At 59.4% G+C, this 12,526-nt stretch carries 11 protein-coding genes; 8 read left to right on the top strand and 3 right to left on the bottom strand.

Going from position 1 to position 12,526, the window contains the following annotated elements; all coding sequences use genetic code 11:
• Positions 1 to 79 precede the first annotated feature (79 nt).
• Complete coding sequence (locus tag ACI5FR_RS01605) at positions 80 to 823, top strand: IclR family transcriptional regulator (protein WP_405449397.1); 744 nt, start codon at positions 80 to 82, stop codon at positions 821 to 823.
• Here ACI5FR_RS01605 and ACI5FR_RS01600 read toward each other — a convergent pair whose 3' ends face one another.
• The gene (locus ACI5FR_RS01600; RefSeq protein WP_405449395.1) at positions 824 to 1,636 is read right to left on the bottom strand and encodes an AraC family transcriptional regulator; all 813 of its coding nucleotides are present in this window, start codon (positions 1,634 to 1,636) and stop codon (positions 824 to 826) included. It abuts the gene before it with no gap.
• 200 nt (positions 1,637 to 1,836) lie between these two features.
• On the opposite strand from ACI5FR_RS01600, the gene ACI5FR_RS01595 reads away from it, so the two are divergent.
• Positions 1,837 to 2,661 (top strand): phytanoyl-CoA dioxygenase family protein, encoded by an 825-nt coding sequence (locus ACI5FR_RS01595; RefSeq protein ID WP_405449393.1) that lies wholly within the window; start codon positions 1,837 to 1,839, stop codon positions 2,659 to 2,661.
• A gap of 109 nt (positions 2,662 to 2,770) precedes the next feature.
• Here the strand turns inward: ACI5FR_RS01595 and ACI5FR_RS01590 are convergent, their stop codons facing one another.
• Positions 2,771 to 3,193, bottom strand: coding sequence for a universal stress protein (locus ACI5FR_RS01590; RefSeq protein WP_405449390.1), 423 nt, complete (start codon positions 3,191 to 3,193; stop codon positions 2,771 to 2,773).
• A gap of 116 nt (positions 3,194 to 3,309) precedes the next feature.
• Here ACI5FR_RS01590 and ACI5FR_RS01585 point away from each other — a divergent pair, with 116 nt between their 5' ends.
• Positions 3,310 to 3,900 carry a Uma2 family endonuclease gene (locus ACI5FR_RS01585; RefSeq protein ID WP_405449389.1) on the top strand — a complete coding sequence of 197 codons (591 nt, stop codon included), beginning with the start codon at positions 3,310 to 3,312 and terminating at the stop codon, positions 3,898 to 3,900.
• Between the two features lie 60 nt (positions 3,901 to 3,960).
• Here the strand turns inward: ACI5FR_RS01585 and acnA are convergent, their stop codons facing one another.
• A complete protein-coding gene (acnA, locus tag ACI5FR_RS01580; RefSeq protein WP_405449387.1) occupies positions 3,961 to 6,675 on the bottom strand; it encodes an aconitate hydratase AcnA in 2,715 nt (904 codons plus the stop codon).
• A 297-nt stretch (positions 6,676 to 6,972) separates the two neighbouring features.
• Here acnA and ACI5FR_RS01575 point away from each other — a divergent pair, with 297 nt between their 5' ends.
• From ACI5FR_RS01575 to uvsE, 5 genes are all read left to right on the top strand, one after another.
• On the top strand, positions 6,973 to 8,007 hold the full coding sequence (locus ACI5FR_RS01575) for an amidase domain-containing protein (RefSeq protein ID WP_405449385.1): 1,035 nt from the start codon (positions 6,973 to 6,975) through the stop codon (positions 8,005 to 8,007).
• Positions 8,008 to 8,059: 52 nt separating this feature from the next.
• Complete coding sequence (locus tag ACI5FR_RS01570) at positions 8,060 to 9,205, top strand: D-alanine--D-alanine ligase (protein WP_405449383.1); 1,146 nt, start codon at positions 8,060 to 8,062, stop codon at positions 9,203 to 9,205.
• A 42-nt stretch (positions 9,206 to 9,247) separates the two neighbouring features.
• Positions 9,248 to 9,562 carry a hypothetical protein gene (locus ACI5FR_RS01565; protein WP_405449381.1) on the top strand — a complete coding sequence of 105 codons (315 nt, stop codon included), beginning with the start codon at positions 9,248 to 9,250 and terminating at the stop codon, positions 9,560 to 9,562.
• A gap of 395 nt (positions 9,563 to 9,957) precedes the next feature.
• The gene (gene serS, locus ACI5FR_RS01560) at positions 9,958 to 11,235 is read left to right on the top strand and encodes a serine--tRNA ligase (RefSeq protein WP_405449380.1); all 1,278 of its coding nucleotides are present in this window, start codon (positions 9,958 to 9,960) and stop codon (positions 11,233 to 11,235) included.
• A 101-nt stretch (positions 11,236 to 11,336) separates the two neighbouring features.
• Complete coding sequence (gene uvsE, locus ACI5FR_RS01555; protein ID WP_405449378.1) at positions 11,337 to 12,308, top strand: UV DNA damage repair endonuclease UvsE; 972 nt, start codon at positions 11,337 to 11,339, stop codon at positions 12,306 to 12,308.
• Positions 12,309 to 12,526: the final 218 nt, after the last annotated feature.

Genomic DNA, 12,526 nt, shown 5'->3' with positions numbered 1-12,526 from the left:
ACTACACGGCGCCCGATGAGGTATACTGTACGTAAAACCAAGTTTCATATAATGAAACTATTGCGGCGGTGAAGCTAGAATGGACGATCAGAAACTAACCGTACGCGCGGTCGAACGCGCCCTCGACGTTATGCTCTGTTTCACGGATTCCGCCGAGCTGACGCTTACGGAAATTGCGGCCAAGGTCGAGCTGCATAAGAGCACGGTACACCGGCTGCTCGCGTCCCTGGAAGGCCGCGGGTTCGTCATTCGCAATGAAGACACGGACAAATACCGGCTCGGCTTCCGCATCTGGGAGCTGGCCGCGAATATGGAATCCGGGGACGACCCGGCGACGATCCTCCTGCCCGAGATGGAGCGGCTGCGCGACCAGGAGGGCGAAACGGTCAGCCTGTACGTGCGCGACGGGATCGAGCGGATCCGCATTCAGGCGGTGCAGAGCAACCAGGCGATCCGCCGCGTCGCACCGATCGGCGCCCGGCTGCCGCTCAGCGTCGGCGCGTCGAGCAAGGTGCTGATCGCCTTCGCCGAGCCGGCGGACCAAGAGGCGCTGCTCGCGGAGCTGAGCTGGGCCGATGCCGGCGAGCGCGACGTCTTCGTGCGGCAGCTCGGCGAGATTCGCCGGCTCGGCTACGCGACGAGCGTCGAGGAGCGCGAGCCGGGTGCGGCGGCGGTGTCGGCGCCGATCTTCAGCCGCTCGCGCAAGCTCGTGGCGGCGCTCGCCGTGTCGGGGCCGTCGAACCGGTTCACGCTCGAGCGCATGCGGGAGCACGCCGCGATCATCATGGAATATGCGGCGCGTATGGGCAAGATGGTCCGGTAGCTACCTCCGGCGATAGGCACTAGGGGACATCCCGTACCGGCTTTTGAACAGCTTCGAGAAGTGGAATTCATCGTAGAAGTGCAGCGCCGCGGCGATTTCCTTCACCGACAGGCTGGTCGTGTCGAGCGACGCTTTGGCCGATTCCAGCTTGAGCTGGAGCATGTAGGCGTTCGGGGAGAGTCCGGTCATCGCCCGGAAATGCGTGAAGAACGTCGTACGCGACATTCCGCTATTCCGCACCAGCTCCCCCAAGTCCAGCGGTGCGCCGATATTGCGGTGCATCGCATAGAGCGCCTTGTCGATCTCGGAGCGGCGGCGGAACGGCTCGGGAGTAGGCCGCTCACGAGCGAAGAGGAGCAGCAGCTCCTGGAGCAGGATATTGGCCGTGTAGGCGCAGCCGGTCGGCTGAACGATCAGATTGTCGATCAACTGCTCGCACCGGAGGACGGCTTCCTCCAGCTCGCCGGTCTCGATGACCTCGCAGATTGGAAGCCGGAGCGAATGCACCATATCGAGCGAGCTGAAATCCACATAATAGAACTTCCAATCGTCCTCCTGGCACGTATATGTGCAGGGGGTCTTTTCTTGTACAAGGAAGTAGGTCCCGGGGGTAAGCCTGTAGGACTCGCCGGACTGGACTTGGGTGAAGCGTCCCTCACCTTCATACGTCAGGAACAGCCCGGGGCAATGGAAGCCTTTTGATTGTTTCGAGTGGTAAGTATGGTTCGCCTCCACCTTCCAGATGGTGTTGAACCTGCACAAGGGAGCCGCCGATCTCTCGCCCAGTCTGTACGGAATATTCACGTAAGTCATCCATAACGTCCTTTCCGCAAAGTTCGTCGACTTGCTATGGCCGTAGTTCTATTATACATCTATTCCGGCGAGATCGGCCTAATATTGGTGTATTGTCGTATGATTCTACATGGAAGCGGAACGTCCGTCCATGGAAGGCCGCCGGCGCTTCTTTTACACTGAAGCATGTAGAATAAACTTGGTGGGGGAGTGGATTACAAATGCTGATGAAGGTGGGAAGCCGGGAGCTCGAGATGGGCGGCCCGCATCTGACGGAGCTGAGAGATTCGAACGATCTGTTGCACGATGTCCAGGCCTTGCGCGAGCGGATGGAGGAAGACGGCTATTTGCTCATACGCGGGTTTCATGACCGGATGCAGGTGCTGCAGGCGCGCCGCAGCATTCTGGAGAAGATGGACCGCATGGGCAAGCTGGATCGGGATACATTGCTGGAGGAAGGCGTGATGGCGGACGGCAGCCGGAGCATTTTTATGGGCGGGACGAATGAAGATTTGCCGGCGCTCTTGGACGTGCTGAACGGGGAGCGGGTGCTGGGGTTTTTCGACCGGCTGTTCGGGGAGCCTTCCCTGACTTATCACTACAAGTGGCTTCGCGCGGTTGGCAAGGGGGACTTCACGGGGGCGCATTACGACATCGTCTATATGGGCCGGGGGACGCACAATCTGTACACAGTCTGGTCGCCGCTCGGGGACGTATCCTACGAGATGGGAGGTTTGGCGCTGTGCCTGGGCTCGCATCGCTTTGAGGAGTTGAAGCGTTCCTATGGGAGCAAGGACTCGGACCGGGATGGAATCGGCCATTATACGAACGACCCGCTGCTTATTACCGAGAAGTTCGGCGGACAGTGGGCTACGACGTCGTTCCAGGCGGGGGACGCGCTGATCTTCGGGATGTTCCTGCTGCACTGCTCGCTCGAGAACACGACGAACCAATACCGGCTTAGCGTGGACGCGAGATATCAGGCGGCGAGCGAGCCGGTGGACGAACGGTGGAGCGGGAAGAAGCCGCGGGGGCATCATAAGTGAGTTGGAAGACAACAATGCAATCGGCCTTCATTCACATGATCATCTTATCAAATAACCCGACTCCTCCTACCAACTAGGAATGAGCCGGGTTATTGTATTAGTCCGCGACCTACTTCACAATCAGCACCGGACAAGGAGCATGCTGGATGACCTTGTGGCTGACGCTCCCCAGGATCACTTCGGAGAAGCGGCCCAGGCCCCGGCTGCCCATAACGATGAGCTCATAGCCGCTCTCCCGCGCGACGGAGCAGATCGTCTGCGCCGGATCGCCCGGAATGCTCAGCCAATCGTGGCGAATGCCGTCCTCCCGCAGCGCATTGGCCGCAGGCTGGATGATCTGCTGGGCTTCATCCTCCTGCAGCCTGAATACTTCCACCCCGGAGAGCGGCTCGATAATCGGGATAAGGGTTTTCACATGCAGGATTGTCAGAAGAGTGTCCGTGCCCATCCGCTTTGCTAACTTCCGTGCGTGAATGAGGGCTCGATCGGCATGCGGGGAGCCGTCGGTAGGCACGAGAATTTTATTGTACATGGCGGATCGCCTCCTATAAGTAGAATTCCCCAATTTGAGTGCCGCTGAAACATCCATGTCCGTGTGCCTGTGCTATACTTAAGGAAAGCTAGGACACGACGATGGAGGTTGAAGCGATGGCGGAACGCAAACCTAATCAACCGGTACCGGCAGTCAAGGAACAACAAGGCTTTTATGATGTCCCCGAGCGTTATGAGATCATTGATGGAGTACGTGACGATTTCCCGTCCTCTCCCAAGATCACGCACCAGGCTATCGTGGGGCAACTGTATTCTTTTCTCAAATTGTCTTGCAGTGCCAACGGTGTCATTTTAATCGCTCCTATGGACGTGCACCTAAGTGAGGACAATATCGTGCAGCCGGATCTGATCTACATTACGAATGACAATATGAACATCATCCGGAACGAAAAAATTATGGGCGCACCGGACCTGCTCGTCGAAATCTTGTCGCCTAGCACCGGATCACGCGACAAGGTGAAGAAGAAGGAGCTGTACGCGAGATACGGTATCCCGGAATATTGGATCGTCGATCCGGTGCATCAGACGGTAGATCAGTTCCTTCTTACAGAAGGACGCACCGAATACACGCTGGCGGCCACATACGACGATCAGGGCTTGCTGTTATCCGACCGATTCCCCTGTATGGCCGTGAAGCTGGACGAGCTGTTCGGCGAACTGGCGAGATTCAAGCAATCGGACGAGTAAAGCCAGCCTTAACCAAAAAAGGAGCGAGCCACGTTGAAACGTGCTCGCTCCTGTTTTTTATTATTTGCTTTCCGCGATGATTTGGCGCAGTACCGTTTGCAGGATGCCGCCGTTGCGGAAGTAGTCGACGTCGACCATGCTGTCCAGACGCACGATCGCGTCGAACTCGAAGGTCGTGCCGTCTTCGCGCGTCGCTTGAACGCGGACCGTCTGACCCGGTTGAACGCCGTTGTCGAGACCACTGATGTCGAACGTCTCCGTGCCGGTGATCCCGAGCGTCTTCCAGCCGAGCCCTTCCGGGAACTGCAGCGGCAGAACGCCCATGCCGACGAGGTTGCTGCGGTGAATCCGCTCGAAGCTCTCGGCGATGACCGCCTTCACGCCGAGCAGGAACGTACCTTTCGCCGCCCAGTCGCGGGAGCTGCCGGTTCCGTATTCTTTGCCGGCAATCACGACGAGCGGGGTATCGGCCGATTGGTACTTCATCGATGCGTCGTAGATCGACATCACTTCGCCGGTCGGCAAGTACGTCGTTACGCCGCCCTCGGTGCCGGGAGCCACTTGGTTCCGGATCCGGATGTTCGCGAACGTACCGCGCATCATCACTTCATGATGACCCCGACGGGAGCCGTAGGAGTTGAAGTCTTCCTTCTTCACGCCATGCTCGAGCAGGTACCGGCCTGCCGGGCTGTCGGTCTTGATGTTGCCCGCCGGCGAGATATGGTCGGTTGTGACCGAGTCGCCGAGGAGAGCCATCGCCTTCGCGCCGTGAACTTCGGAGATATCGTCCAACTCTTGGCTCAAGCCTTTGAAGAACGGAGGCTCCGCGATATACGTGGAGTTCTCGTCCCACTCGTACAGCTCGCCCTTCGGTACCGGGATTTGGTTCCAACGCTCGTTTTGCGTGAACACGTGCTCGTACTTGGCGCGGAACATGTCCGGGCTCAGAGCCGAACCAACCGCAGCCTTGATCTCGTCGTTCGTCGGCCAGATGTCCTTCAGGTACACCGGCTGGTTGTTCTTGTCATACCCGATCGGCTCATTAGCCAAGTCGATGTTGACGTTGCCGGCCAGGGCGTAGGCGACGACGAGCGGAGGCGAAGCCAGGTAGTTGGCTTTCACTTGCGCATGGACGCGGCCTTCGAAGTTCCGGTTCCCGGACAGCACAGCCGCTACCGTCATATCGTTGTCGGCGATCGCCTTGCTCACTTCGTCCGGCAGCGGACCGCTGTTCCCGATACAAGTCGCGCAGCCGTAACCCGCGATGTGGAAGCCCAGCGCTTCGAGCGGCGAGATCAGGCCGGCCTTCTCCAGGTATTCTTGCACCACAAGGGAGCCCGGAGTCAAGCTGGTCTTCACATAGCCAGGGACGGTGAGGCCGCGCTCGACGGCTTTCTTCGCCACGAGACCGGCGCCCAGCATAACGCTAGGGTTGGACGTATTCGTACAGCTCGTGATCGCCGCGATGACGACCGCACCCGTACGGAGCGTCGATTCCTTGCCGTTCGGATGGGAGACCGGGACGGCTTGCTCTATCTTCTCATCGGACAGGCCATAGCCGCCCTTCTCGATCGGGGTCCGGATGATGGCGTTGAACGATTCCTTCATATTGGTCAGCTCTACGCGGTCTTGAGGACGCTTAGGACCGGCCAAGCTAGGCACGATCGTGGACAAGTCAAGCTCGATCACATCGCTGAACACCGGGTCCGGCGTCTCGTCGGTGCGGAACATGCCTTGCTCTTTGTAGTAAGCTTCCACGAGCTGCACTTGCTCTTCCTGACGGCCGGTGCCTCTCAGGTAGTTCAGGGCTTCGCTGTCGACCGGGAAGAACCCGATCGTAGCGCCGTACTCAGGCGCCATGTTCGCCACAGTAGCGCGGTCCGCCAAGCTGATGTTGCTCAGGCCGGGGCCGAAGAACTCTACGAACTTGCCGACAACGCCCTTCTTCCGCAGAATCTGGGTAACCGTCAGCGCCAGGTCGGTCGCCGTAGCGCCTTCGGCCAGGCTGCCGGTCAGCTTGAAGCCGATAACCTCAGGGGTAACGAAGTAGAGCGGCTGTCCGAGCATGCCGGCTTCGGCTTCGATCCCGCCGACGCCCCAGCCTACTACGCCAAGACCGTTGATCATAGTGGTGTGAGAGTCGGTCCCGACGAGCGAGTCCGGATAAACGGTCGTTTCGCCGTCAACCGTCTTCGTAGCGGCTACGGAAGCCAGGTACTCCAGGTTCACCTGGTGCACGATCCCGGTAGCCGGAGGAACGGCACGGAAGTTGTCGAACGCGGTTTGTGCCCAACGAAGGAAGCGGTAACGCTCTTCGTTCCGTTCGAATTCGACCTTCATGTTGTACTCGAGCGCTTGCGGGGAACCGAAAGCGTCGACCATGACGGAGTGGTCGATGACGAGATCGACAGGTACGAGCGGATTGATCCGCTTCGGGTCCCCGCCGGCGCGCTTCATCGTATCGCGCATAGCGGCGAGGTCGACGACGACCGGTACGCCGGTGAAGTCCTGCAGGACGATACGGGCCGGAATGAACGGAATTTCCTTGTTCTCGTCGCGGCCTTCCGCCCAGCCGGCGATTTGCTTCACGTGTTCGTTCGTGATGGCGCGTCCGTCGAATTGGCGAACGGCTGCTTCGAGCAGCACTTTAATGGAGAATGGCAGCTTGCTAATGCCGCTGAATCGGCTCTCCAGCGATTTCAGGCTGTAGTAGTTGAACGTCTTGCCGCCAACCGTCAGCTGAGACCGTACGGAGAAATGGTCTTTGTTAGACATGTGCGTGTGCCTCCTTCGGTATATCTAGAACAGAATCAGTTTCACTAGATGAAACGTGATTTCATAATTCCATGTCTTTAGTATACCTTCTTCTAAGAATGGCGTAAAGTTTTTTTTACCGTTGCCGCGCCTGGATTTGCAAGCTAATCGCACTTCGGCGCCCGTCCGTCTGCAGCCTGCGGACAATCGTCACTAATATGCCCGCGGGGGATGGAAAGTAATCGGGAAATCATCTTTGCCCGATGCGGCACATATAGATGAAATAATGTCTGTTATACCGGGTAGGGGGTCCCTTAGATGGATACTTGGAAAAAAACGATCTACGAGTACATTCACAACCGCAACCAGCTCGAGGTCGGGTATGATGTAGACGCGATCGTGTCCACTGTCCGGGACGACCGCTACTTGCACAAGCAAGAGCTGCGCTTGAAACGACTGAGGATGGGCCATCGCGAGCGGCAAGTCCGGCCCACCCGCAACGAAACGGGGCTGGTGCTCCGGACCGTGGATGAAAAAGAGAAGGACGCCCAAGTCGAGGTCAACGTCGAGCTGCGCCGCACGCTGGAGTATGAGCTGCGGGGAATGAAGCATACCGAGCAGCGCCGGGAGCACGAGCGTCTCATCGTCTCCAAGCTCGGCCATCGGTGGCTCATCACTCAAGTAGACGCAGGTGTGCCGGAACGGATGTCCCCCGGTTCTCCGCCGTCGGAAGCGCTCGTGCGCGCCCAGGAAGAGGAGCAGCTGCGCTATGAAGCGATGCGGCGATCTCAGCCTTTTCTCAACCCGCAGCTCATTACGGCCAAAGGCTTGGACGTCTCGTTCCGGGCCACCCCTTATAATCGGCTCAAAGTTCAGGAGTATGCCAACACTTGGTGGAACGGCGCCAATCCGAAATATCTCGCATTCGAAGTGGATTGCACGAACTTCGTCTCCCAGTGCCTCTTTGCAGGGGGAGCGCCGATGAACTATACTGGTAGGAGGGAAACGGGCTGGTGGTACCAAGGCGCGGCGAAGGACCGCGAGCTGTGGAGCTTCAGCTGGGCGGTGGCTCATAGTCTATGTTCGCATTTGACGACTAGCCGAACGGGGCTGAGAGCCGAAATCAAGGATCAGGCGTCCGCGCTAACGATCGGCGACGTCATCTGCTACGACTGGGACGGCAACGGCAGGTTCCAGCACAATACGATCGTAACGGCGATCGATGCGGCCGGAATGCCGCTCGTCAATGCGCATACCGTGAACAGCAAGCACCGTTATTGGGATTACAAGGATTCTTATGCTTGGACTCCGAATACGAGATACCGTTTCTGCCACATTCTCGATTCGTTCTAGTCTTCTTGGGGCAAGGCAGCGGCTGGAACAATATTCATGGGCGGAGGTAACTATGAGCAAACGAATTCGCGTCGGTCTGATCTACGGAGGAAAGTCCGGCGAACACGAGGTGAGCTTACAGACCGCTATGGCGGTCGTGCAGGCATTCGATCATACGAAATACGAAATTCATCCCTTCTATATTACGAAGCAAGGCGAATGGAGAGCCGGACCCCGGCTGACCGGAGCGGTGGAGCGCAAGGAATTGCTGCAGTTCGAGCCGGACGGCGTACCTGCGATTGCGGGAGCCGTGGCGGAGACGGCGGCTGGAGCGGGAACGGGGGTACAGTCGATTTTCAACTCCGGCGTGCTCGCGGCGAGTGCGGGAGAAGCGACCGGCGGACAGCTGGATGTGATCTTCCCGCTCCTGCACGGCACGTTCGGCGAGGACGGCACGATCCAGGGCATGCTAGAGATGGCAAACGTCCCTTACGTGGGAGCGGGCGTGCTCGCTTCGGCCGTGGGGATGGACAAAGCGATGATGAAGCGGATGTTCGCGCAGGAAGGGCTGCCTCAGTGCGTGTACCGCAGCTTTACTCGAGCCCAGTGGGAAAAGGATCAGGCGTTCTTCCTCATGGAGATCGAGATTGCGATCGGGTATCCGTGTTTCGTCAAGCCGGCCAACCTCGGCTCCAGCGTAGGCATCTCCAAAGCGAGAAACCGGGACGAGCTCATCGCGGCGTTGGCGGAGGCATTCCAATATGACCGCAAGGCGATCGTCGAGGAGTTCGTGGAAGCCCGCGAGATCGAGGTGGCGGTGTTGGGCAACGACGACCCGATCGCATCGGTGGCCGGCGAGATCGTCTCGTCCAATGAATTTTATGACTACAAGGCCAAGTACCTCGACGGCAAGTCGGCGATGATGATCCCGGCGGAGCTGCCCGAGGAGCTGAGCGAGCAGATTCGCTCGATGGCGATCCGGGCGTTCCAGGCGATCGACGGCTCCGGCTTGTCCCGAGTGGACTTCTTCCTTCGCAAGGCGGATCAGGCCATTCTGATTAATGAGATCAATACGATGCCGGGCTTCACGCCGTTCAGCATGTATCCGCTGCTCTGGAAGGAGACGGGCAAGCCGTACCGCGAGCTGTTGGACGACTTGATCCGGCTCGCGCTGGAGCGGTATGCGGCGAAGCAGCAGCTCCGGTATTCGTTTGACTGAGTCGCTTTTGAGGCAATTATATTCCTTTTAGGAGGTGCAGCCATGGGTTTTCAAACCGAATTCAATTCGGTGTGCAAATTCAAATCGGACCAGGAGCTCTACGAATTGCTGGAATACGGCCGAGGCAAAATGATGAAAAGCGGCTTCCGCGTCTTCCCGACCGGACAGAAGGTTATCGCCTACACGCCGACGAACAAGGCGATTGCCATCGTGAAAATCGTCGCCTCAATCGCGGAGATCAACTTCCAAGGCGAAGAAGTGACCCAGGTGGAGATGGAGCTCGTCCGCCGGCTGACGGAGGAGGAAGCGCAGGTGCAGACGGCGCTTGCGCACGAGATGTTTTTCGGAGAGCAGTAGCCCCTTGCAACAGTCCCGGCCTATCAGGTATAATAAGCGTCAACAATCGAACACGATCAAACCGCCTATGAAGAGCATCCAACTCGGAGGCGTTTGCGACCAGGATTCCTGCGAATCGGCTCAGCTTACCCTAGCTGCATGTCCGAAGATGGAACCCCCTAAGTAAGCCGGACTATGCCCCGTTACGGCATAACCAAGCGGATCGGCTGCATGCTGTGCAGTTGGTCAAATTGGGTGGCACCGCGAGCGTAGAAGCGCCCCTCGTCCCAACGGATGAGGGCGCTTTTTGTGTTTTTAGGTTCAAACTTACAAAATCTCGGGGTCCCCGCAAAGTAATCGGAATCAGCTTCGAAGGCCAACTTCACTTTGTGGGGTCAAGGAAAGAGGGAACGATCATGTTGGACATCAAATGGATTCGGGAGCATGCCGAGGAGGTGCAGCGCGCAGCGGACCAGAAAGGGCTCGCCGTCTCGATCCAAGCGCTGCTGGACGGCGATGACGAGCGGCGCCGCCTCCTGCAGGAGACGGAGCGGCTGCGCCACGAGCGCAATGCGCACTCGAAGCGCATTGCGGAGCTGACGCGCGAGGGCAACGCGCCCGAGCGCGAGCGCCTGCAGGCCGCGGTGCGCGAAGGCAACCGCGTGCTCGGCGAGCTCGAGGCGCAGCTCGAGCTCGTGAACGCCCGGCACCGCCAGCTGCTGCTGCAGGTGCCGAATGTTCCGTCGGCGGACACGCCGCTAGGCGCAAGCGACGCCGACAATGTGGAAGTGCGGCGGGTGGGACGCCCGCCGGAGTTCGACTTCGCGCCGAGCGATCACGTCGAGCTCGGCGAGCGGCTCGGGCTGCTGGACATCCCGCGCGGGGTGAAGGCCGGCGGCAGCCGCAGCTATTACTTGCGCGGCGCCGGCGCCCAGCTCCACCGCGCCGTCCAGCAGCTGGCGATCGACGTGCTGGCGGAGCGCGGCTTCACGCTGCTCGAGGTGCCGCTTATGGTGCGGGAGGAGGCGCTGACGAGCACGGGGTTCTTCCCGCTCGGCCGGGAGCAGACGTACGAGCTGCGGGACGAGGACAAGTGGCTCGTCGGCACGTCGGAAGCGCCGCTCGTCGCTTACTGCAGCGGCGAAGTGCTGGACTTGGGGGCCGAGCCGCTGCGCTTGTCGGCGGCAACGGCCTGCTTCCGCCGCGAGATCGGCTCGGCAGGCCGCGACGTGCGGGGTCTCTACCGCGTCCACCAGTTCGCCAAGGTGGAGCAGGTCGTGCTGTGCGAAGCGGACGCGGCCGTATCGGAGCGGATGCTGCAGGAGATCACGGCCAACGCGGAGCATATTCTGGAGCTGCTGGAGCTGCCGTATCGCGTCGTCGCCGTATGCACGGGCGACATGTCGCAGAAGACGCACAAGCAGTACGACATCGAAACGTGGATGCCGAGCCGGCAAGCCTACGGAGAGACCCATTCGGCGTCGAATTTGCTGGACTTCCAGGCGCGGCGCGCGAACATCCGCTACCGGGACCGGGAGGGCCGCCTGCAGTACGCGCATACGCTGAACAATACCGCGGTCGCGACGCCGCGCATCCTCATTCCGCTGCTCGAAAATCATCAGCAGGCGGACGGCACGGTGTACATCCCGGCTGCGCTTCGCCCGTACATGGGCGGGCTTGAGCGCATCAGGTAGCATCTAGCAGCATTAAGAAGCGCCAAGTAAATGAAAATCGGGGAGTTGGGAGAAAGTAAGCGGAGAGGTTAAACTTGACGGAACCGCAAGGAGGGCGAGCGATGATCGTCCGATTGGGATACGTGGCCATGTCCACGGTAGTAGAGAACGCTTCGCCGTCCAGGACGATGACGTATACGACATTCAGCAAGCTGGCCGACCGGGAGGCTGCTATCCTCAAGCTGGAACGGATCGCCGAGGAGAACCTGCACAACACGCTCCGGCTGCTGCGCCATAATCGTGCGCACGATATCCATCTGTACCGGTTCTCCTCGAAGCTGATTCCGCTGATCGGCCACGAGGACCTGGAGCGCGAAGGCTGGGACCCGTTCCCCAGGCTGGAACCGGCCTTCCGCGCCATCGGAGAATATGTGGTCGAGCATGACATGCGCGTCAGCTTCCACCCGGATCATTTTACGGTGCTGAGTACGCCCAGGGACGAGGTGCTGCGCCATTCAATAGCCGATCTCGACCGGCATGTGCGGATGTTCGAAGCGATGGGGCTCGACGAGCGCGCGAAGTGTAACATCCATGTCGGAGGTGCTTATGGGGACAAGGAAGCGGCGGCCAAGCGGTTCATCGCCAACTTCGAACGACTGGACCCGAGAATCAAGGAAAGGCTGACCCTGGAAAACGACGATAAGACGTTCACGGTCGCCGAAACGTTGGACGTGTGCGAACGCATCGGAGTGCCTATGGTGCTGGACCTTCACCATCATGCCGTCAACAGCGGAGGGATGGAGCTGGACCAGCCGCTCTGGGAGCGCATCGCGTATACGTGGGTCGGGCAGCGGGTCCCGCCCAAAATCCACATGTCCAGTCCGAAGAGCGAGAAGGACCCCCGGGGTCATGCGGACGATGTGAGGGCGGAAGATCTTTTGGCGTTTCTCCGCTCAATCCGGCTGTTCACCCCCGAGCTGGACGTCATGCTGGAGGCGAAGCGCAAGGATGGCGCGCTATTCCGGCTCATGGACGAGCTGAAGGAGGCGAGCGGCATTCGGGTGCGGGATGCGGCCACCGTGGAGCTCATTTAAAACATATAGAAAGTATAAGTCCCGGGGTCCCCGCAAAGGGGCTCTGCCCCGGAATAGGCTTCGAAGGCTCACGTCACTTTGTGGGGTTTCTTAGCGGATTGTAGAAATTGGGAGTTCCTCTTGATCTAAGGAGAAAAATGGGGTACGTTGTAAAGTAGGGCTCGGCCGCTCCGGCGAACAGGATCCGTCTCGCCGGCGGCAAGCCGACTTTTACGTGG

Source organism: Paenibacillus sp. HJGM_3 (assembly GCF_045062745.1).
Lineage (GTDB): Bacteria > Bacillota > Bacilli > Paenibacillales > NBRC-103111 > Paenibacillus_AA.
The sequence above is the reverse complement of the archived record's forward strand: the minus strand, read 5'-3'. Positions and strand labels throughout refer to the sequence as shown.

What these genes read in the sequence shown, in the direction of transcription:
- ACI5FR_RS01595 (WP_405449393.1), top strand. Translation starts at nt 1,837, where the DNA reads ATGCTGATGAAGGTGGGAAGCCGGGAGCTCGAGATGGGCGGCCCGCAT.
- ACI5FR_RS01590 (WP_405449390.1), bottom strand. Translation starts at nt 3,193, where the DNA reads ATGTACAATAAAATTCTCGTGCCTACCGACGGCTCCCCGCATGCCGAT.
- acnA (WP_405449387.1), bottom strand. Translation starts at nt 6,675, where the DNA reads ATGTCTAACAAAGACCATTTCTCCGTACGGTCTCAGCTGACGGTTGGC.
- ACI5FR_RS01600 (WP_405449395.1), bottom strand. Translation starts at nt 1,636, where the DNA reads ATGACTTACGTGAATATTCCGTACAGACTGGGCGAGAGATCGGCGGCT.
- ACI5FR_RS01605 (WP_405449397.1), top strand. Translation starts at nt 80, where the DNA reads ATGGACGATCAGAAACTAACCGTACGCGCGGTCGAACGCGCCCTCGAC.
- ACI5FR_RS01575 (WP_405449385.1), top strand. Translation starts at nt 6,973, where the DNA reads ATGGATACTTGGAAAAAAACGATCTACGAGTACATTCACAACCGCAAC.
- ACI5FR_RS01570 (WP_405449383.1), top strand. Translation starts at nt 8,060, where the DNA reads ATGAGCAAACGAATTCGCGTCGGTCTGATCTACGGAGGAAAGTCCGGC.
- serS (WP_405449380.1), top strand. Translation starts at nt 9,958, where the DNA reads ATGTTGGACATCAAATGGATTCGGGAGCATGCCGAGGAGGTGCAGCGC.
- uvsE (WP_405449378.1), top strand. Translation starts at nt 11,337, where the DNA reads ATGATCGTCCGATTGGGATACGTGGCCATGTCCACGGTAGTAGAGAAC.
- ACI5FR_RS01585 (WP_405449389.1), top strand. Translation starts at nt 3,310, where the DNA reads ATGGCGGAACGCAAACCTAATCAACCGGTACCGGCAGTCAAGGAACAA.
- ACI5FR_RS01565 (WP_405449381.1), top strand. Translation starts at nt 9,248, where the DNA reads ATGGGTTTTCAAACCGAATTCAATTCGGTGTGCAAATTCAAATCGGAC.